Source organism: Brevibacterium sp. CBA3109 (assembly GCF_040256645.1).
GTDB lineage: Bacteria > Actinomycetota > Actinomycetes > Actinomycetales > Brevibacteriaceae > Brevibacterium > Brevibacterium koreense.
In genome coordinates this window covers 3,103,908-3,124,244 of record NZ_CP158281.1, presented here as the reverse complement: position 1 = coordinate 3,124,244, position 20,337 = coordinate 3,103,908, and the positions used below count along the sequence as shown (strand labels likewise).

Annotated in this window: 20 protein-coding genes and 1 tRNA gene; 7 read left to right on the top strand and 14 right to left on the bottom strand. The window is 63.8% G+C overall.

The annotated features are described in order from the left end of the window. Positions 1 to 9: 9 nt before the first annotated feature. Positions 10 to 1,263, top strand: a complete 1,254-nt coding sequence (locus tag AAFP32_RS14335; protein ID WP_350269693.1) for an FAD-dependent oxidoreductase — start codon at positions 10 to 12, stop codon at positions 1,261 to 1,263. Positions 1,264 to 1,385: 122 nt separating this feature from the next. Here the strand turns inward: AAFP32_RS14335 and AAFP32_RS14330 are convergent, their stop codons facing one another. Continuing rightward, positions 1,386 to 1,520: a hypothetical protein gene (locus tag AAFP32_RS14330; RefSeq protein ID WP_350269692.1), complete on the bottom strand. Its 135-nt coding sequence runs from the start codon at positions 1,518 to 1,520 to the stop codon at positions 1,386 to 1,388. Between the two features lie 73 nt (positions 1,521 to 1,593). Between AAFP32_RS14330 and AAFP32_RS14325 the strand changes: the two genes are divergently transcribed. Then, the gene (locus AAFP32_RS14325) at positions 1,594 to 1,845 is read left to right on the top strand and encodes a PspC domain-containing protein (protein ID WP_350269691.1); all 252 of its coding nucleotides are present in this window, start codon (positions 1,594 to 1,596) and stop codon (positions 1,843 to 1,845) included. Between the two features lie 82 nt (positions 1,846 to 1,927). Here the strand turns inward: AAFP32_RS14325 and AAFP32_RS14320 are convergent. Then, a tRNA-Lys gene (locus AAFP32_RS14320) sits at positions 1,928 to 2,000 on the bottom strand. Positions 2,001 to 2,161: 161 nt separating this feature from the next. Beyond that, positions 2,162 to 3,100, bottom strand: coding sequence for a hypothetical protein (locus AAFP32_RS14315; protein ID WP_350269690.1), 939 nt, complete (start codon positions 3,098 to 3,100; stop codon positions 2,162 to 2,164). A 168-nt stretch (positions 3,101 to 3,268) separates the two neighbouring features. Here AAFP32_RS14315 and AAFP32_RS14310 point away from each other — a divergent pair, with 168 nt between their 5' ends. From AAFP32_RS14310 to AAFP32_RS14300, 3 genes are all read left to right on the top strand, one after another. Beyond that, a complete protein-coding gene (locus AAFP32_RS14310; RefSeq protein WP_350269689.1) occupies positions 3,269 to 3,856 on the top strand; it encodes a hypothetical protein in 588 nt (195 codons plus the stop codon). 259 nt (positions 3,857 to 4,115) lie between these two features. Next, positions 4,116 to 4,781: a DUF47 domain-containing protein gene (locus AAFP32_RS14305; RefSeq protein ID WP_233430482.1), complete on the top strand. Its 666-nt coding sequence runs from the start codon at positions 4,116 to 4,118 to the stop codon at positions 4,779 to 4,781. A gap of 3 nt (positions 4,782 to 4,784) precedes the next feature. Further along, entirely contained in the window at positions 4,785 to 5,795 is a 1,011-nt protein-coding gene (locus AAFP32_RS14300) for an inorganic phosphate transporter (RefSeq protein WP_350269688.1), read from the top strand. A 19-nt stretch (positions 5,796 to 5,814) separates the two neighbouring features. Here AAFP32_RS14300 and AAFP32_RS14295 read toward each other — a convergent pair whose 3' ends face one another. The 11 genes from AAFP32_RS14295 to AAFP32_RS14245 form a co-directional block, all read right to left on the bottom strand. After that, positions 5,815 to 6,276, bottom strand: a complete 462-nt coding sequence (locus AAFP32_RS14295; protein WP_350269687.1) for a DUF4383 domain-containing protein — start codon at positions 6,274 to 6,276, stop codon at positions 5,815 to 5,817. A gap of 148 nt (positions 6,277 to 6,424) precedes the next feature. Beyond that, on the bottom strand, positions 6,425 to 8,173 hold the full coding sequence (locus AAFP32_RS14290) for an ABC1 kinase family protein (protein WP_350271506.1): 1,749 nt from the start codon (positions 8,171 to 8,173) through the stop codon (positions 6,425 to 6,427). Positions 8,174 to 8,263: 90 nt separating this feature from the next. Continuing rightward, positions 8,264 to 8,821, bottom strand: a complete 558-nt coding sequence (locus tag AAFP32_RS14285) for a PadR family transcriptional regulator (protein ID WP_350269686.1) — start codon at positions 8,819 to 8,821, stop codon at positions 8,264 to 8,266. Between the two features lie 150 nt (positions 8,822 to 8,971). Then, the gene (gene pstB, locus AAFP32_RS14280; RefSeq protein WP_350269685.1) at positions 8,972 to 9,751 is read right to left on the bottom strand and encodes a phosphate ABC transporter ATP-binding protein PstB; all 780 of its coding nucleotides are present in this window, start codon (positions 9,749 to 9,751) and stop codon (positions 8,972 to 8,974) included. A gap of 113 nt (positions 9,752 to 9,864) precedes the next feature. Further along, positions 9,865 to 11,004 (bottom strand): phosphate ABC transporter permease PstA, encoded by a 1,140-nt coding sequence (gene pstA / locus AAFP32_RS14275; RefSeq protein ID WP_350269684.1) that lies wholly within the window; start codon positions 11,002 to 11,004, stop codon positions 9,865 to 9,867. A gap of 2 nt (positions 11,005 to 11,006) precedes the next feature. Further along, positions 11,007 to 11,897 (bottom strand): phosphate ABC transporter permease subunit PstC, encoded by an 891-nt coding sequence (gene pstC, locus AAFP32_RS14270; RefSeq protein WP_350271505.1) that lies wholly within the window; start codon positions 11,895 to 11,897, stop codon positions 11,007 to 11,009. Positions 11,898 to 12,133: 236 nt separating this feature from the next. After that, on the bottom strand, positions 12,134 to 13,237 hold the full coding sequence (pstS, locus tag AAFP32_RS14265; RefSeq protein ID WP_350269683.1) for a phosphate ABC transporter substrate-binding protein PstS: 1,104 nt from the start codon (positions 13,235 to 13,237) through the stop codon (positions 12,134 to 12,136). A gap of 277 nt (positions 13,238 to 13,514) precedes the next feature. Next, entirely contained in the window at positions 13,515 to 14,489 is a 975-nt protein-coding gene (locus AAFP32_RS14260; protein WP_350269682.1) for an NUDIX hydrolase, read from the bottom strand. Next, the gene (locus tag AAFP32_RS14255; protein WP_350269681.1) at positions 14,486 to 16,630 is read right to left on the bottom strand and encodes an RNA degradosome polyphosphate kinase; all 2,145 of its coding nucleotides are present in this window, start codon (positions 16,628 to 16,630) and stop codon (positions 14,486 to 14,488) included. Before AAFP32_RS14255 ends, AAFP32_RS14260 begins: the two co-directional genes overlap by 4 nt. A gap of 4 nt (positions 16,631 to 16,634) precedes the next feature. Then, positions 16,635 to 17,609: a mycothiol synthase gene (gene mshD, locus AAFP32_RS14250; protein WP_350269680.1), complete on the bottom strand. Its 975-nt coding sequence runs from the start codon at positions 17,607 to 17,609 to the stop codon at positions 16,635 to 16,637. Further along, entirely contained in the window at positions 17,606 to 18,517 is a 912-nt protein-coding gene (locus AAFP32_RS14245) for a winged-helix domain-containing protein (RefSeq protein WP_350269679.1), read from the bottom strand. Before AAFP32_RS14245 ends, mshD begins: the two co-directional genes overlap by 4 nt. Positions 18,518 to 18,694: 177 nt before the next feature. On the opposite strand from AAFP32_RS14245, the gene AAFP32_RS14240 reads away from it, so the two are divergent. Beyond that, complete coding sequence (locus AAFP32_RS14240; RefSeq protein ID WP_233429380.1) at positions 18,695 to 19,498, top strand: ammonia permease; 804 nt, start codon at positions 18,695 to 18,697, stop codon at positions 19,496 to 19,498. Positions 19,499 to 19,737: 239 nt separating this feature from the next. Next, positions 19,738 to 20,337 (top strand): FABP family protein, encoded by a 600-nt coding sequence (locus AAFP32_RS14235; protein ID WP_350269678.1) that lies wholly within the window; start codon positions 19,738 to 19,740, stop codon positions 20,335 to 20,337.

Sequence of the window (20,337 nt, the reverse complement as noted above, 5' to 3'; positions counted from 1 at the left end):
GAGGGTGTCATGACAGACACCGCGCACGATCAGTTCAAAGACGAATACGACTGCATCATCTCCGGCGGCGGTCCCGCCGGAATCGTTGCCGGGCTCCTCCTGGCACGCGGAGGCGTCAACGTCGTGGTGTTGGAGAAGCACACTGACTTCTTCAGAGATTTCCGTGGTGACACCATCCACCCCTCAACACTGCGACTCCTCGACGAGCTCGGACTCTACAACGAATTCGCACGGATCACCCACCGCAGGGTGACCAACATCAGCCTCATCGGCGAAGACGGTCGCGACTACATCCTCGGCGACCTGTCCAGGCTGCACACGGCGCATCCGTTCATGACGATCGCTCCGCAATGGGACTTCCTCAATCTGCTGGCCAAGGCAGGGGAAGACGAAGCCGGCTTCGATCTGCGCATGGGAGTCGAGATGACCTCCTTGATCTGGGACGACGACCGGGTGATCGGTGTGCGCGCACAGACTCCCGAGGGTGAGGCCGAGCTGCGTGCGCCACTCGTCGTGGCTGCCGATGGGCGCTGGTCGAAGGCGCGGGACGAGGCGGCGCTGTCGATGCGGGAACTGCGCTCGACGATCGACCTGTGGTGGTTCCGGATCGACACCACGGCGCAGCTGGCCGACACTATCGCGCCCCGAGCCAAGGGCGGCAATGTCTTCGTCGCGATTCCGCGCGACGGGCATGTCCAGATGGCCCGCCTCATCCCGAAGGGCGAGGACGCACGGTTTCGTGAGCAGGGGATCGAGTCTCTTCGCCGCGCGGTCGCAGAGACATTCCCCGCGCTGGCAGACGACGTTGCAACGCTCCGATTCGATGACGTGAAGCTCCTCGACGTTCGGCGCAACGAAGCCAGACGCTGGTTCGTCGACGGGCTTCTGTGCATCGGCGACTCTGCCCATGCCATGAGCCCGCTGGGCGGAGTCGGCGTCAACCTGGCGGTCCAGGATGGTGTGGCCACGGCCCGTCTGCTGGCCGAAGCCCTGCGCGCGGGGAATGTCTCCACCCGCGAGCTCAGACGTGTGCAGCGCAGACGAATGCTGACGACGAAGGCCGTTGAACTGCTGCAGGGCGGCATCCACGCGATGATCGAACCGGTCGTCCACAACGGCGGAGCCATCCGCCCGCCTGCGCCGATCCTCTGGCTGCTGACGACGTTCCCTGCGCTGACCGTGGTTCCGGCGCGCATCCTCGGAATGGGTGTCACTGCCGAGCACGCTCCGGACTTCGCACGTCGGCAAGCGGAGCGGGTCTGAGGCTCAGCCCCGGATTCGCCGTTGCCCACCGCAGCAAACGCGTTCCGGACTGCATCGGCTGAATCCTCTGGCCGGGTGAACAGGTAGAAAACCACGAATATGACGACGAGCGTGAGGACGGTCTACTTCAACCACTTCACAAGGGACTCCTCGATGCCGCGCCCAAAATCTGTGATCGTGATCTCAGGCAATGAGAATTTCGTCTCATAAGTCGCCGAGGCGGCCCAGCTCTTCCAGTTCGGTCCCACAGTTGCCATTACGGTTTCCCTCAGCCCGGTTCGATGGTCAGCACCCCTGTGCAGACGGCAGAACCTGCGTACTGTTGAAGGTATGAGAAAACTATTTGATGCCATCCGCAATACCGGTTTCCGTCGTGGCCCCGACAGGGTTCTAGGCGGCATCGCGGGAAGTCTGGCCAGGTCGACGGGGCTGAATGTGTGGCTGATTCGTCTGCTGGTTCTCGCTTCGTTCCTGCTTCCGGTTCTGGGCCTCGGTGCCTATCTCGTCGCTTGGGTCATCACTCCGTGGCAGGACGGGAGCATCCCCGTTGAACAGGCTCTCGGCGGCCGCCTCGAGCAGTGACAGTCCCATAACCTGCAACAACAGCGAAGAACCCCTCCGATCGCGGTGCTGACACCGGTTCGGAGGGGTTCTGTCGTTTGGGTGGGCCCCGTGGGGATCGAACCCACGACCCACGGATTAAAAGTCCGTTGCTCTACCAACTGAGCTAGAGGCCCCGCCCCAACTCGGCCGCGCGAACATACGTCACATCGGTGTTGTTGGAGACTCAATAATATTAGAGGTAAGGGACCCGAATACTCAAACCAGCCAGCGGCAGATCGGAAGTCGACATGAGCCCGCTGCGTTGTCGGCAACAGCAGTGGAGCCCATGGTGTGATCATCCCTCCAGTTCGGGACGGTCATCTCCTGAGCGATTGTTCATCGAAGATCCCGCGTTCGACGAGTCTTCTTCGGCCGCCTCGTCGATGACATCTGATTCGATTGCCTTGTGCTTTTTGATCTTGCCGCGAAGCGCGGCGACGTTCTTCAGCCCTGCCAGCAGTCTGCGATCCTTCTTCGGGGCGACGAACTCCGGATCAGTCTCAAGCGGGAAGATCGTGGGTGCGGCACCGAAGGCTTCTTCCGCTTCTCTGGTCACCTTCCGAGACATCTGAGCGTTGACCACACTGCCGATGACCGCGCCGATGCCGAAGGGCAGCAAACGGCCGATCAGTGAGCCGCCGGCTCGTGCGGCGAATTTGCGGATGAACGTCTTCCGCAGCTTCCGCACCAGCAGGTCGACGACGGGGGCGGGCAGCTGCTTGGTCACGGTTGCGCCCCAGTTGCTGAACATCGACTCTGTGCCACCGGACTGCTTGTTGAAGCGCTGGACGAGGTTCTTCCCGTCCTTGCCGAGCATGAGCCCCAGCACCAGGGCATTCGCGCGATTGGCGTCCTGAACCGGAAGACCATGGATCTCGGAGACCGCCTGGGCGTACAGGGCGGTTCCTTCGAGAAATCCAGCGGTCTCAGCGGTGGCCACACCCAGTGCGGCGGTCGTGCCGAGTCCGGGAACCGCGGCGGTGGCACCGACCGCCGCGCCACCCGAGGTGGTCAGCGTGAGGTAGTGCCGACGAATGATCTTGATCAGCTCTTCCGGAGTCGCATCGGGATTCCTGCGACGCAGGCTGCGCACATAGGCAAGAGCCACTGGGCGCTGGACCGACAGAAGCTTCGACAGCATCGACTGGGCGCGGGGATTGAGGGATCCGTCTTCATTGACAGCGAATTTCGCTGCCTTGTCCAGACCCTTCTTCGCCACTGATGATTTCGCCACGGGAATTCCTCTTCGTTGACTGCGCTCGTCGCCTGCTGGTCGCTGGCACGGATTTGTCGCCAGTTTAGTAGTGGCCATTGTGAGTCGTACGAATGAATCCTGACCGGGAGACGAATTCCCGTCCGGGCTGGATGCTCACCCAGAGTGGGGGACTAGACTGCTCTGACGATGACACAGCCACGCTTCCACCGCCCGATACCTCTGGCCGATCTCGATTCCGTCAGCGACACGAGTGACCCGGTGACCAGGTCAGAGACCTCTCACGCGACCGCAGCGCTGCTGCTCGGAGACTCGAGCGGACAGCGTGATGAGGCTGCGACAAAGCGGTTCGTAGAGTTGGCCGACGACATCGGTCTCGAGGTCATTGCCGAAATGTGGTCTGCGGCGCCTGCCGTGTCCGCGCCAGGAGCGCTCTGGCGTCTCTATGCGCTGCGCGAATGGATCCTCACCGCTCCGCGCGAGCTCGCCGACATGTTCTCCGCCGGGCAGGCCAGGATGACTGACGGCCTCGGGCTCGACGACATCCTGGCCGGAGTCGAGCTTCCCGCAGGTCCCGATGAGGTGGCCCGTGCCATCGATGAGATCTTGGCTGGCGCCTTCCGCGGGGACGTCGTCATCGCCCTCTTGCGAGCTGCAGCGTTCATCGGCATGTGCGCCGAAGGCACCGACCGCTCCGAGACTGCCACTCGGCTGCGCCAGTTCGCGAAGGACCTCAAGGATGCTGCCATCGCCCACCGTCACGGTGGACTGGACTGACCGATCCGCCGCCTGGCTGATCCGAGGACTCGTCCTCCGGGCGGGGAGGCTGACCACATATGTCGACTGTGAGATTTTCAACTCTCGTTCGCCCGCCTCGGCGGTGGACTCATGAGCGTGAGCGAGTATCGTTGTGTGTGGCCCTCGTGGCCACCGGACGCTGGATCTGAAGCCCCGGGCTCCAATTTCAGCCGCTTCGAGCGGCCTACCGCCGAGAGGCGCTCTCGGTTCAGCGTCCGGCACATACAATTGAAGCAACATGCACATTCGTCCGGCTCGACCGGGCCCCGGGCAGGAGGAACGCGTGCGGCTCAAGCGAGTACCGCAGGACACTGTCTTCTACGAACGGCTGTCCGACCTGGTCGGACAGATGAGGCAATGCAATTTGGTGCTTGCCGAACTCTCCGGCATCGAAGTCAGTGAACGTCGGCAGGTTTCGGACCGCCTCCGTGAGATCGGCGATCAAGCCGATGAAGACATGGGAGCCGTGCTTCGTGCGCTGCGCGAGAACTACATCACACCCTTTGACCGCAATGACCTCTACCTGCTCGGTCATCACATGCGCGATATCTGCCACCTTCTCCACGGTGCGGGATTCGTCCTCGCCTCGGAGGCGTTCGATGAGCTGCCCTCCGGCGTCCTTGAAACTCTTGCCGCACTGTCCAACCAGACGGACCACACCTCCCGGATGATCACTCGGCTGCCGGGCAAGCTCGATCAGTGGGACTACGTCGACGCGATCAACCGGCTCACCTATCAGGTGGAGGCCCTGCAGTGGCGGATGTCTGACGCCGTGCCGAACTCGAAGCGCGGTCTGACATACATGACCGCGGTCTCTCAGTTGGGGCAGGCCTTCGTTCGTGCCGCGTATGGGTTCACCGAGCTCGGTAAGGTCGTCGCCGCCATCGCGATCAAGGAGTCGTAGTCCGTGGAGCTGCTCTTGGCGGGAGTCATCGTGACCGCGGTGATCTTCGCCGGTTCGAACGGTTTCCATGATGCTGCGCTGACGGTTGGCAACGCTGTCGTCGGACGTTCCATCAATGCGCGGTGGGCGCTGGGCCTGGCCGTGGTCTTCAACTTCATCGGAGCGCTTCTGGGTGAGGGGATCGCCTCTGTTGTGGCCAATCAGATCGTCCACTTCGAGGGAGACCCCGAGGTCATTCTCACCTCTCTGATCATCGCCTTCGTCGCCGCAACGGCGTGGAGCCTGTTCACGTACTACCTCGCGTTGCCGGTGTCCTCCACGCACTGCCTCATCGGCGGTCTCCTGGGTGCCGGCGTCGTGCTGGGCTTCTCGGTCAACTCCGCCGAGGCACTCGACTCGGTGATCCTGCCGCTCCTGATCTCGCCGATCCTCGGGTTCGTCCTCTCATGGGGGCTGACGGCTCTGCTGTCGAAGACCTTTGCTGCTTCGCCTCCCAAACCGCTCTTCCGCGGTGCGCGCATGGTCGACTCGGTGCTCACCGCCTCGCTGTCACTGGTCCACGGCGTTCAGGATGCACAGAAGATCGCGGCACTGGTCATGGTTGGCCTCCTCGCGGTGGAGGCCAACCCGTACACCCAGCTCTCTGTCGTCGAGATCTCCTGGCCGGTACGGTTGCTCATCGCCGCAGCGCTGGCGATCGGCACCGGCCTGAGCGGATGGCGGGTTGTCCGCACACTGTCGGTCCGCATGGCCGGCCTGGACCCTCTGAAGTCCGCGACAGCGGATGCCACGGCCACGGTGCTCATGTACACGGCGGCACTCATCATGCGGGTCCCTGTGTCGCTGACCTTCATTCTCGGATCAGCGATCCTGGGTACTCAGTACGCCGGCCGCAAGGGTCGAGCCCGTGCCCGTTTCATCCTTCCCATCGCCGGGGTCTGGGTGCTGACCATCCCCGCGGCGGCGGTATTGGCGATCATGATCGGCCTGGTGGTCCGACTGTTCGGTGGCTGAGGGGAAGTATGGCTCAGCTTCACCGCTTCGCGGCGGCGTAAGACTTGCGTCCAAAGACGATGCCGGTCGTGACCATGGCCACTGCGAGAACGAAGTGCAACCAGTTGTCGGCGGTGTTGAGCGGTACGAAGTTGCCCATTGATTCCATCGGAACGACGAGGCCGTAGATCCACAGCACCGCATAGACGATGCCGCCGACGATCAGGAAGGCCCTCGCAAGTCCCCGTGATCGCAGACCCAGGAGCCCGATGATTCCGAACAGCAGGTGGACGATGTTGTGGAGGACCGAGACCTGGAAGATCCCCAGCAGGACCGCCTCCGAGTGCTGGCCGGCGAACATGATCGTGTCCAGGTCCTGTGTGATGCCCGGGACGAACCCCAGGATGCCCACCAGAAGGAACACGGCGCCGAAAATGCCCGATACGAGCTGAACACTGGTGCGTGCGGTGCGGGTGGATAGAGGTGCGGTATGAGTGGTCATGACAAACCTTTCGACGATTCTTGGTGTACATGACCTTGTTCGGAGCCCGACTCGATTCGGATGGGTGGGCGCTCAGATTTTCTCCCCCCGTCCCACCTCACCAACACATCTTCCGCTTCACCGGTCCCGCCTCGCCGCTGCCACGGCTTCAGTCGCTCGAGATCCGACCAGCCGAGAGTCGGTGCCTGCGGCTGAGGCTCCTGTGCCGCAGCAGGGTGGACAGGCTGTGTATGAGCGCCGGGGCCGAGGCGATAAGCAGCAGCGCACCGCCCAGATCCGTCACCGGCAGCAGTACAGCTCCGCCGATGACGAAACCGGTGAACAGCACGGCCGAGATCACCCCGCGGGCCAGCAGCTCGAGGCCAGTGACCCGGCGGTCCAGCGAGGGTGTGGACACCGAGAGTTCGCCGTCCTCGATCCTCTGCACCAGAGAGTCGAGGCGTCCCGGCAGGCCAAGAGTCAGGCGCGCGAAGTGGAGTACTTCCTTCGCCGCAGTGCCGGCGGCCCCTCCCTTCTCATCCTCGATCAGTTCGCCCGCGTAGGGCTCGACGACCTCCCAGATGTTGAACGTCGGATCCAGCGAACTGCACAGACCCGACACCATTGAGAGTGAGCGGATGATGAGGAAGAGGTTCTCGGGAAGCTGCACGGGCAGATCGCGGACTACCGATTCGAAATCCGTGGAGAAGGCCCGCAGCTCCTTCTCACCGACCTCGCGCAGCTGCGCGAACCCCATTCCGCCGAACCGTGCGAAGAGCTCGGTGAGGGTGCGTTCGAGCTCGGCAGTGTCGGCGCCGTCCAGCAGCACTCCGATGAGTTCGACACTGGCGACGAGGCGGCGGGAATCACGGGTGGCCACGGCGATGATGAGTTCCCGTAGGCCGGCGCGCAGGTCCTTGGGCACCTGCCCCATCATCCCGAAATCGACGAAGGTCAGATGCCAGTCGGCCCCCGTCGAGGTGGCCGCGGCAGTGTCCGATCCCACCCCCGCCGAGGTGGCGACCGGGTGGTCCGGGGTCACGAAGATATTGCCGGGGTGGGGATCGGCGTGGAAGAAGCCGCTGCGGAAAAGCTGATCGAACATGGTGTGGGCGAAGGCGGCAGCGACCTCACGGGGATCGATTCCGGCTCGGCGCAGAGCAGTGACGTCATTGGCCTTGATCGCGGTGACGTCTTCCATGGTCAGCACCTGTGGTGTGGTCTGCTCCCAGACGATGCGCGGAGCCTGCACCGAGGCAGGCGAATCCACGGCGAAGGTCTCAGCATTCGCAGCTTCGTGGAGATAGTCGATCTCCTCGAGGCTGACGTGGGCGAACTCTTCGACCAGAGCCGGCATGTCGACGCGACGGGAGACGAACCGGACCCGTGAGAGCCACCCGGCGATCCGGCGCAGGGCACGCAGATCCACTGCGACGATATCGGCGATGCCCGGACGTTGGACCTTGACGACAACCTCGGCGAATCCCAGCTCTGCAGCCGCAGCCGGAGTCAGTGTGGCTGAATGAGCCTGACCCAAGGATGCTGCGGCCAGCGGTCGGGGGTCGAAGGAGGTGAAGGTATCGGTGAGGCGCATGCCCAGCTGCCCCTCGGCGAGGGTGCGGATCGGTTCGAAAGGGACAGGCGAGACCTCGTCCTGCAGTCCCTCCAGTTCCTTCGTGACCTCAGGCGGGAGAACATCCATGCGGGACGAGAGGAACTGACCGATCTTGATCATCAGTCCGCCTAGCTCCACCGCCAGGACGCGGAATCGCTGGGCAGTCGACCGCCAGCGCTCCACCCGTCGACGTGCCGCGAACCGGCCGAGGCCGATCCGCGGCAGCGTCAGCTCGAACCACCAGGCCACGACCATCTGGGCAGCGGCGAAGCGGAGGATCTTACCGGAGCGGGCCCTCAGCATTCGCCGCTGATCGGGGCGATTCTGAGTAGTAGGACTCGCCGTGGCGAGGTCCTGTGTCGGGGCGCCCCGATCGATTCCCGCCGCCATCGCTCAGTCCTGAGCGAGGATCGAATACAGCTTGCGCTTGGTCTCTTCCAACACGGTGACCGCCTCGGCGATCTGTTCCTTGCTGCCTGAACGACCGACCTGTGAGGCAGCCTGCGCCAGCTCGATGCCGGCCTTGGCCAGGTTCGCCGCCCGGGGAGCTTCCCTTCGGCTGGCCGATTCCCATGGGGCGTTGGACTCCGGATCAGATTCGACCTGCTCGCGTCCAGCCACGGTGAGTGAATAGGTTTTGCGCCCGCTCGAGGACTCCGCGCTGATGAGCCCCTCATCCGTGAGCAGCTGCAGCGTCGGGTAGACCGACCCCGGACTGGGCTTCCAGCTGCCGCCGCTGCGTTCTTCGATCTCCTGAATGATCTGGTAGCCGTGCATCGGTGCCTCGGCCAACAGTGTGAGGATTCCGGCGCGGACGTCCCCGCGGTTCATGCGGAAGGGCTGTTTCGGGGAGAAAGACGAACGCAGCTGCTCCATCGCCTCCCAGATGTTGGAACCGCCCCAGTCGCCGCCGCGGCGAGAAGAACCTCCGTGAGTGAATGGCTCGTTCATGATGACCTCCAGGTGTGAATGAAACGCTCTGACGATATAAAACGATATATCGCCGATGTGTTGCTGGGAAGACTGTTCGAGCGACCACGGAGGCAACTCCCAGAGCGTGTTCAGGCGAATCCGACGAGGAAGGAGGCCGGGCGCGGCAGATCAGCCGAAGCGGCCGGAGATGTAGTTCTCGGTCTCTTCCTTCTCCGGGTTGGAGAAGATCGTCGAGGTCTCGTTGAACTCGATGAGCTTGCCCGGCTTGCCGGTGCCCGCGATGTTGAAGAACGCGGTCTTGTCGGACACGCGAGCAGCCTGCTGCATGTTGTGGGTCACGATGACGACCGTGTACTGGTCCTTGAGGTCGTTGATGAGGTCCTCGATGGCCAGGGTGGAGATCGGATCCAGGGCGGAGCATGGTTCGTCCATGAGCAGGACCTCGGGCTCGACGGCGATCGCGCGGGCGATGCACAGGCGCTGCTGCTGACCGCCGGAGAGTCCCGAGCCGGGCAGGCTGAGTCGGTCCTTGACCTCGTTCCAGAGGTTGGCCCCGCGCAGCGCACGCTCGGTGAGGTCATCGGCCTCTGACTTCGACATGCGGCGGCTGTTGAGACGCACACCTGCCAGCACGTTCTCCTTGATGCTCATCGTGGGGAACGGGTTCGCGCGCTGGAAGACCATGCCGACCTCACGGCGCACATTGACCGGGTCGACGCCCGCCGCGTAGATGTCGTTGCCGTCCATGAGGACCTGGCCGGAGACCCTGGCGCCGGGAATCACTTCGTGCATCCGGTTGAGCGTGCGCAGCACGGTTGACTTGCCGCAGCCTGAGGGGCCGATGAGAGCCGTGACCGAGCGGGGTTTGATCTGCATCTGCACACCGTCGACGGCGCGGAAGTCGCCGTAGAAGATGTCGAGATCTTTGATGTCGATCTGCTTGGACAATGTGTTTCCTTATCGTTGGGAACGTCTGGAGCAAGTTGTGCGTGAGTCTGTCGTGTGCTTGAGTGTCCCGGGCCGCTGAGTGAGCGTGACAGCGCCCACCCGTCAGCGACTCATCAGCGCCCTGTCTTCGGTGCCAGCACCTTCGCGATGATGCGGGCCAGGAGGTTGAGGACCATGACCAGCGTGACGAGAACGAGGGCGGCTGCCCAGGCTCGCTCCGAGCTGGCCAGGGCCGCGTCGCCGGGGGAGACCGGGCGCAGCTGCGAGTCGTAGATGTAGGTCGGCAGCGTCGACATCCAGCCGGAGAACAGGTTCCAGTTGAGTGTCTTGGCGAATCCGGCGGTGACCATGATCGGTGCGGTCTCGCCGATGACGCGGGCGATCGCAATGGTGATGCCGGAGAGGATGCCCGACACCGAGGTGGGCAGAACGATCTTGACGATCGTCTTCCACTTCGGCACGCCCAGGGCGTAGGACGCTTCTCGCAGGTCCATCGGCACAAGCCGCAGGATCTCCTCCGTGTTGCGCACGACGATCGGAATCATGAGCACGGACAGTGCCACGGCGGCGGTGAAGCCGGTCTTCGCGATGCCTGCCGCATCCGGCATGATGACGTTCGCAATGGTGGAGAACAGGGCGAAGGCGAAGAGCCCGGCGACGATCGAGGGGATGCCGGTCATCACGTCGACGAGGAAGGTGATGGCCTTGCCCAGTCTGTTCTTGCCCGCGTATTCGACGAGGTAGATCGCGGTCAGCACACCGATGGGGATCGAGATGATGCACGCGGCCAGCGTGATCAGCACGGTGCCGACGATCGCGTGGTAGAAGCCGCCGGCCAATGTTGCCTCGCCGGCGACGTACTGCTGATCGAGGACGCCCTTCATGCCGAGCATCGTGCGGGAGAGGAGGTCGCCGTTGATGGCTGCTCCGCCCTTAGAGACGGTCAGCCAGAGCAGCGAGATGAGGGGCACGCAGGCGAGGATGAACGATGAGGTGACGATGGTGGTGGCCACCCGGTCGGTGGCCTTGCGGCGGCCCTCGTAGGACGTGGAGAGCGCGAACACGGCCACCACGTTGATGAGTCCGGCGAGGACCGCGACGACAGGGGTGTTGAATCCGGCGAAGGCGATGAAGCTGATGATGATCGCGACGATGATCGAGGCGAGGGCAACCACCCAGGGTGTGGCCTTGGGCAGCTGCTTCGAGGTGAAGGTGCGAGGCGTGATCGTCGGATTGTTCGTAGTGGTCAACATTCTCAACCGCCCTTCACCGAGGTCTTGGCAACAATTGCACGTGCTCCCATGTTCACCAGCAAGGTGATGACGAAGAGGACGAGGCCGACCGTGATCAGCTCGGACAGGCGCAGCCCGGCGGCTTCGGGGAAGTTCTGCGCGATCTCGGAGGCGATGGTCTGGTTGCCGCTGACCACCAGGGATGCGGTGAGCAGACCGGGGGAGAGGATCATGGCCACGGCCATGGTTTCGCCGAGTGCACGGCCGAGGCCGAGCATGGTCGCCGAGGCGATGCCGGACTTTCCGAACGGCAGCACCGACATGCGGATCATCTCCCAGCGCGTGGCGCCGAGAGCCAGAGCAGCTTCTTCCTGCAGACGGGGGGTCTGCAGGAAGATCTCCCGGGTCAGGGAGGTGATGATCGGCAGGATCATGATGGAGAGCACGAGGGAAGCGGTCAGCAGTGTGCGGCCGGTGTTCGATACAGCGCCGTTGGCATCGGGTGCGAAGATCGGAATCCAGCCGAACCACTTCGACAGCCACAGGTAGAACGCGGTGAGGTTGCCGGCCAGGGCGATTCCCCACAGGCCGTAGACGACGGAAGGTATCGCGGCGAGCAGGTCGATGACGTATCCGAGGACCGGTGCCAGCTTCCGTGGTGCCATGTGCGTGGTGAACAGTGCGATGCCCAGCGCGAACGGGGTGGCCACGAGCAGGGCGATGGCGGAGGAGATCAGTGTGCCGATGACCAGCGGCCAGACGTAGGAGAAGAATCCGTTGCCGCCGGTGATCGAACTCGGATCGTTGACCTGGGCTTCGATGGTGTCCTTGGACTGTGCCAGAAGGAACAGGGCGACACCCGCCAGGATGAGCAGGATCAGGATACCGGCGATGAGCGTCACGGCCGAGAAGATTCGGTCACCGGGACGAACGACGGCTTTGGGCCTCTGGCCCGTGCCGGTCTCGGGATGTGAGTCCGGTTCAGGTGTTCCGGCGGGGCCGGACACCGTGGTCTGTGTGCTGGTCGGCACAAGTGCTCCTCATGAAACTTGCGGTGGATCCGGTGGACGGATCCTTAGGCGCCGAAGAGCGGCGCAGGGTCGCTGCGCCGCTCTTCGACATATCAACTCTGCCGGTCAGTGGCCAAGAATCAGCCTGCAACCTTGATCGAATCGATGACGGTCTCGATCTGCGAACGCAGGTCATCAGACAGTGGTGCTGAGCCGGCAGAATCCGCTGCCGACTTCTGTCCTTCCTCGGAGACGACGAACTTCTCCCAGGCCTTGACCATGTCCACGGTCTCCTGGTCCTTGTAGGACGAGCAGACGACGTGGTAGGAGACGAGGACGATCGGGTAGGCGCCGGATTCGGTGGTATCGCGAGCCAGGTCGAAGGCGAGGTCGCCTTCGCCTCGGCCCTCGACCTTGTCCGAGGCGTCGACGACCTTGGCGGCGGCATCGGCGGAGAGCTCGACGTATTCTTCGCCGACCTTCACTTTGGCCGTGCCCAGCGATCCGACGGCGGAGGCGTCGGCGTAGCCGATGGCTCCATCAGTGTCGGAGACGGTCTGGACGACACCGTCGGTGCCTTGTGCGGCTTCGCCACCGAAGTCCTTGGGGAAGTCTCCGCTGACTTCAGCGTCCCAGTCCTTCTCGGCCGTGGCCTTGAGGTACTCGGCGAAGTTCTCCGTGGTGCCGGAGTCATCGGCACGGTGAACGGCGGTGATCTTCGTATCAGGCAGGTCGGCGTCCGGGTTGTCGGCCTTGATCGCCTTGTCATTCCAGTTGCTGATGTCGCCCTTGAAGATCTTGGCGATCGTCGAGGGGGAGAGATTGAGCTCGTCGACACCCTCGAGGTTGAACGCCACTGCGATCGGGGAGATGTAGACGGGGAACTCGTAGGCACCTTCGGCGCCGCAGACTTCTTCGCCCTGCTTGGCTTCGTCGTCGTCGAGGTGTGCGTCGGACCCGGCGAACTGAGCGTTGCCGGCCAGGAACTGTTCACGGCCCGCACCTGAACCATCGGGGGAGTAGTTGACGGTCACCCCGGAGTTCTCAGCGGCGAAATCGGCGGTCCATGCGTCCATCGCCGCCTTCTGCGACGAGGCGCCGATGCCGGTGAGGGTGCCCTGCAGGTCGCTGTCGCCACCGCTGCTTGCTTCTTCTCCGGTGGCAGAGGTTCCGCCGCAGGCCGACAGGGTGAGTGCGCCGGCTGCGAGGATTGCAGCGGATGGTGCCAGGTGCTTCAGCTTCACGAAGATGCCTTTCGAGTATGAGAACGCTGTTCGAGATTGCTCGATCTTTCGTGTCCCACGTTAAGGATCGTGTGTAAAGCCCTGGGAGTCGGCCAGTGAACGGGAGGTGAATGAACTCTGAAGGCTTGAGGTCCAGGTGAGTGCTCGACCACAGGGCGAGACGAATCCATCAGAGGGTCCTTCTCGGCACGACGCGGCAATGTACGTCGCAGCGACATGTCGGTCTTCGTCGAACGCATCGCTGGTGGTGACGCGGTGACCCGCGATTACCTCGAAATCAGGTGTCGATCGGGCGGAACCGTTCGAATTCGACGATGCGGGGCACCGCACCCGGACGCACATAGGCGACGAGGACCTCACCGGGTTTGAGGTAAGGGTCCTCGCGCGGCAGCTTCTCCGCGATGCGCTTCGGAGCATGCTTCGCATAGATCTCAAGGATCAGCGGCAGGACGGGCCGGTGGGTGCAGTAGATGACCGGCTTGCCCTTCTCCAACAGCTTCTCGATGAAGCGAGAGGTCTTGTCCGGGTCCGCGGTGCTCGCCTTCTCGCTCAGGCACGAGGCCCTCCGGATCGATTTGCCTGTCGCTGCGGACAGCGGAGCGAGCGTGGCCATGCACCGCTTCCAGGGGCTCGAGATCAGCTTCTTCGTCCCCCACGCTGAGAGCAGTCCGGTCAGTGCCATGGCCTGGCGGGTCCCCAGGGCCAGCAGTGGGCGCACATGCTCCGTCTCATGCCACTTCGCTCGGGGGAATGCCTTCCCATGGCGGACGAGAATGAGTGGCCAGGCCCGCAGGGCATCGGTTGAGTCGAACTTCTCCAGCGCATCGAGCTGGTCGCGATCGGCGTAGGATGTCAGCTTCGTTCGCGCCTCACCGACGGGAAACCACTTCACCTTGTCGACCTCGCGTCGGTTCATCGGTGCGAAGGTATGTTCGCCCTTGACCTGTGCTGACCAGTAGAAGACCTTTTTGAGGTTCTTTCCGCCGACCATGTATTCCGCTGCGGGCAGGGGGATGCCGAGGGTGATGTCGAGTCCCGTCTCCTCCTTGACCTCGCGAATCGCGGTCTCCGGAAGGGTCTCGCCGGATTCCACCTTGCCCTTGGGCCAGGACCAGTCGTTGTAGCGGGGGCGGTGGATGAGTGCGACTTCGAGACCGTCATCGCCCTTGCGCCAGCACAGGGCGCCGGCGGCGAGGACATCGGCGGTGACTCGCGAGGATGCCTGCGCGGAACCGACCGATTTCGCACTCACGCCTCGTCCCCGATCTGTCGTCGTTCGCGATGTCGGCGGATGAGCTCCGTCTGGTACTCGGTGAGACGGTTGCCCTCGTCGTCGGAGGTGCTGCGCGTCCACTTGCCGTCGCTGGCGAGCACGAACGCCGAGGTGGTGTCGGCGAAGGCGAGGTCGAAGAGTTCGATGACCTCTGCTTTGTGATTGTCGGCGATGAGCTCGACGAGGGTTTCGACGCGACGGTCGAGGTTGCGGTGCATCATGTCCGCTGAGCCGATGTAGACGAGAGGATCGCCGCCGTGGCCGAAGACGAACGCCCGCGAGTGTTCGAGGAAGCGGCCGAGCACGGAGCGGACAGTGATGTTCTCACTCACTCCGGGGATGCCCGGCCGCAGTGCGCAGATGCCGCGGACGAAGACCTCGATCTGGACTCCGGCCCGTGACGCCATGTAGAGGGCATCGATGATCGCCTCGTCGACGATGGAGTTGACCTTGATCCGGATCATGCCGGCACCACCGGCCTCGGCGATGGCGATCTCTTTGTTGATGAGTTCGGTCAGCCCCGAACGGACCCGAGTGGGGGCCACGAGCAGGCGTGAGTACTCGGCTCGCGGAGCGTACCCGGAGAGCTGGTTGAATAGCTTCGTGAGGTCGTCGGCAACGTTCTTGTCCTTGGTCAGCAGCCCGAAGTCCTCGTATCCGCGAGCGGTCTTCGGGTGGTAGTTGCCGGTGCCGACGTGGCAGTAGCGGGCCAGCCCCTCGGCTTCCTGGCGGACGACGAGGGAGAGCTTCGCGTGGGTCTTGAGGCCGACGATTCCGTAGACGACGTGGACGCCGGCGCGTTCGAGTTTGCGCGCCCACGTGATGTTGGCCTCTTCGTCGAAGCGGGCCTTGATCTCGACCACAGCCAGCACCTGAATGCCTGCCTGCGCGGCATCGACGAGGGCGTCGATGATCGGGGAGTCGCCGGAGGTGCGGTAGAGCGTCTGCTTGATGGCGAGCACGTTCTTGTCCGCTGCCGCCTGTTCGAGGAAGGCCTGCACGCTTGTGGAGAACGAGTCGTAGGGATGGTGGAGGAGAATGTCGCGGTTGCTCACGGCCGCGAAGACATCGACCTGGTCGCTGGATTCGCGCAGCGAGAGGTCCTTGTTCATCTGCGGGACCATCTTGCGGAAGTGCAGGTCATCGCGGGGGACGTCGGCGATGTCGGACAAGCCGGAGAGGTCGAGCGGGGTGGGCAGCTGGTAGATCTCGTTCTCATCGATGCCGAGTTCGTCCATGAGCATCTCGCGCACGCGCGGGTGGATGTTCTCCGTGATCTCCAACCGGACAGCGGGGCCGAAGCGACGTCGCAGGAGTTCCTTCTCCAGGGCCTTGAGAAGGTTCTCCGCATCATCCTCCTCGACCTCGACGTCCTCATTGCGGGTCACACGGAAGGTCGAGTGGTGGATGATCTCCATGCCCTCGAAGAGAGTGTCGAGGTGTTCGGCAATGATGTCTTCGAGCGCGACGAAGCGGGCGGGAACATCGCGGCCAACGGGGCGGTCCGACTCAGCAGCGACGTTGAAGAAGCGAGGCAGGCGCGGCGGCACCTTGACCCGGGCGAAGAGCTGCTTGCCGGTTTCCGGATAGCGCAGCAGCACGCCGAGGTTGAGCGAGAGCCCAGAGATGTAGGGGAACGGGTGTGCCGGGTCCACAGCGAGAGGGGTGAGGACGGGGAAGACGTGGCCGGCGAAGAATTCGTCGACTCGGGCGCGTTCATCCTCGGTGAGCTCGTCCACCTGGACCTTCGTGATCGACTCCGCATCGAGGCGGGGGCCGATGTCGTCCTTGAGCAAGGCGGCATGGCGGGTCATGAGTTCGTGGGCGCGGACGCCGATCGCGTGCATGACCTGCAACGGCATCCGGCCGGTGACGCTGGGCACGGCCAGGCCGGTGTTGATGCGGCGTTTGAGGCCGGCGACGCGGACCATGAAGAACTCGTCGAGGTTGGTCGCGAAGATGGAGAGGAATCGGACTCTTTCCAACAGCGGCATATCAGGGTCGGAGGCAAGATCGAGGACACGCTCGTTGAACGCCAGCCAGCTGAGTTCCCGGTCGAGGAATCGATCCTCCGGGTCCGGCAGACCCAGTTCCGCTCCGACTGCAGTGATGTCGTACATCGCGTTACTCCTGATTGCGTTCGGTCGAGGAAGCCGGCGCATAGGACACATGCGCCACCGCGACATGGAATCCCAGCCGCTCGTACAAGCCTAGCGCCGGTGCATTGTCGGACTCGACGTAGAGTTCGATCACGTTCGCGCCGGCGGCGACCATCCGGCGCATGCCCTCGATGGTCAGTGCCTTGCCCACGCCCTTGGCATGGATGCTCGGGTCGACCCCGACGACATAGACCTCGCCGAGGCGGCCCTCATCGTCTGAGTCCGTGAGCTTGGTCTGGTGGAATCCGATGATCTGATCATCCCGGATGGCCAGGATCACCGAATCCGGGTCGAAGTCGGGTGCCTGCGTGATCTCAGAGAAGTCCTCCGGCGTCTGCGATCCCTGCTCGGGATGCCAGTCGAAGGCCGCGTTGTTGACTCGCCGCCAGCCGTCCTCATCGCCGGGGGTGAAGGAGCGGATGGTGACGCCGTCCGGGGTCGAAGTCTGCGGTAGGTCGTCGAGGCTGAGACCAGTCTCGGTGCGCATCTGATACAGCACCCGGTCGCGCCCGAGCCCGTGCTTGTTCGCCAGTCTCTGGGCTGCAGGGTGGTCGCCGTGTGACCAGCACCAGGAGGAGGGCTCTTCGTCGAGGATCGCCGACAGCAGTGCCTGGCCATGGCCGCGTCCGCGGTGGTCGGGGGCGATGAGGAACTCGGCCGCGTGTCGATCACCCTGGAGAGCACGGATGCCGAACCCGATGAGAGTCTCGCCGCCCTGTCCGTTGACGCTGTCGGTGCTGTCATCGGCATAGACCCGCCAGACGCTCGAAGCCGTCGGGGCAGAATGTGATTTCTCGTCGCCGGTGGCGATGGCCAGGAGTCCGCCGGAGATCTCAGCGGACCCATCGGCGGCAGCCACGCGGTCGAGGAAGGTCACCTCCGCCTCGGCGAGAGTGATGATCGGTGAACTGGTCACGGCTCCACTGGCTTCGATTCTCATACCTTCACGTCTTCCTCGTTCGATTCTGCTTCTGGCTGTTCATGCCCCGACGCTTCTTCAGTATCCGACGCTTCGTCAGTATTCGACTCTGCCCCATCGCCGTGTGCGGCCGCGGAGTCGGGACTGAAACGGTAGCCGACGTAGCGGACGGTGTGGATGGCGTTCTCGAAGTCTTTGCCGAGTTTCGCACGCACACGACGGACATGCACATCGACGGTGCGGGTTCCGCCGAAATAGTCATCGCCCCAGACCGCGAACAGGATCTCGTCGCGGGTGAAGACGCGTTCGGGGTGCATCGCGAAGAACTTCAGCAAGGCGAATTCGCGGTAGGTCAGGTCGAGGCTGCGCTCGCCCAGGTGTGCAGTGAATGCGGTTTCGTCGATGCGCAGGGCCCCGCTGACAACGATCATGGGCTCGCCTGCGCTCGTCCAGGGACCGCTTGCGCTCCAGGACGGGCTATCGGGCCGCGGTCCTCCGGGCCCGGCCGCCGAGCCGGTTGTGCTCACGCCGGATCCGCTTCCCCACGGTGTGGCGCTCTGTGGCACCTGTGTTCGGTGGTGATCACGTGCCAGACGCAGGCGGGCCTCCACTTCGGCAGGGCCGGCAGTGGTGAGGACGATGTCGGAGACGTTCCATTTCGCCGAGGTGGTGGCCAGGCCGCCTTCGCTGAGCACGACGATGATGGGAGCTGCCAGGCACAACTGCGCCACCACCTCGGCGATGGCAGGCGCCAGGGACAGGTCGAGACAGGCGTCGGCGACGACGATGTCGGCAGTCACCGAGTCGGTCTCTGCCCGCCTCAGCTGATCGAGGCTGAGGCGTTCGACCTGGTGGCCGAGGTACTGCAGGCACGCTGGGGCCAGAGGGGAGTCGAGCCGGGGTGCGGGGCAGATGTGCAGGATTCGCATGTGCTGGCATCCACCTCCTCGAGCTCGGCGCGGCCGCCCAAGCTGCGGCCTGGGGAAAGTATACCGAGCCTGTATCCGTCCAGCCGAGCATGCATGAGCCGGTCTGCGGACATCGGAGAGGATCGCCGATCTCGGCTCAAATCGCGTCGTTGCGGCCGAGTAAGGCAACATAGTGCTGTGATCAGATGGATTCGAGTAGCTGTCGCCCTGGTATTGGCTCTGGCCCTCAGTGCCTCCGTGTACTGGGGCTACACCTTGTTCCTGCTGGCGACCGGACTCATCGTCTTCGGCGTCGCCTACGGATGGCCCCGGCTGACGGACTCCCCGCAGCCGCGCGCGACGTCGATCATGCTCGGCCTCTTCGGTGTGGCGGGACTCATCGCGGCGTTTCGCGACGACGCTGCACCCTATCTTGACTGGCTTCCGGTCCTGGCGGGCCTGGGCCTGCTGTGGACATTCGTGCAGAACCTGACCCGCGGAATCGGGGCATCGGACGCCGTAGCCAACGTCTCAGCCCAAGTTGCGGGCGTGGTCATCGCGCTGTCCGCAAGCACCTGGGTCGCGGCGATCACCGTGCCCGGCGACAAGGAAGCCATCGTCGTCGGCCTCGTCTCGCTCATCGTCGCCGGTTGTATGACAGCCCTGCCCTGGCCTGCGATATACACCTCTCCGCTGGCGATTGCGATGTCGACTGCGGTCGCCGGGATCCTCGCGGTCCTCATCTTCAAGGACGCTCTCAGCTGGCCCGTGTCGTTGGCCCTCGGTGCCATCATGGGACTGTTGGTCGCTGGGGTCGACCGCATGCTCGGGCTCATCGCCTACTCCCAGTACCAGGCTGTGAGCCTCGAGATCGCCCAGAACATCGAGCTGAAGAAGAGTGTGGAGAAGGCCCGCAGCTTCGCCGTTCAGCTCGCACTCGGAGCTACTCCCATCGCCCTCGGTGGTGTCGTCGTCTACTCCCTGGAACGCATCGCTTTCTGAAGTTCGACGTGAAGTCGGATGTGTAGTCCGACGTGGTGAGCTCGACTCTGTGCTGGCGCCGGGCTCAGAGCTTGGGCGGGGTGGGCGGAGGGCTGTGGGGAAATGTAGACTGAGGGCATGGAAAACCTTGTCGCTCTCGAAATCTTCTTCTCCAGTCTCGTCGGCATTGCCGCACTCGGCGCCCTGGGCGTCGGAGTCAAGGTCGTCACGGCGCTGTTCAAAGACAATCGCTGAACTCGATGATCGAACTTGATTCCTCGGTCCATCCCGAGCTCGTTCCCCTGTCCTGGCTGATCGGTTCGTGGGAAGGTGTGGGAGTCGTCGGCTATGCGGACACTCCCGAGAAGCAGTTCGGCCAACGGGTCGACTTCATCGCCCACCCCGATACACCCTTCCTGCAGTACACCGCGCATGCGTGGCTGCTGACCGAAGACGGCGAACTGGAATCGACGCTGACCCTGGAGACAGGGATCTGGCAGCTCGTTCGCCCGCGCGATGCCGGTGATGTGGGCCCGGGAATGCTCGTGCCCACCGAAGAGCCCAGCTTCACCTCGGCGGCCGCCGTCGACACACTGCGAACGAACGATGACGGATTCGAGATCGAAGCCGAAATCGTCCACCCGCACGGTGTGATGGAACTCTACGCAGGCCACGTCAAGGGCCCGCGTGTCGACCTCTCGACCGACATGGTCGCCCGGACCAAGACCGCGAAGGAGTACACGGCTTCGACCCGCATGTACGGCCTCGTCGGCGGGGAGCTCATGTGGGCCTGGGACATGGCCGCACTGGGCCACGAACTCGCCACGCATTCCTCCGCTCGACTGAAGAAGATTGCCTGA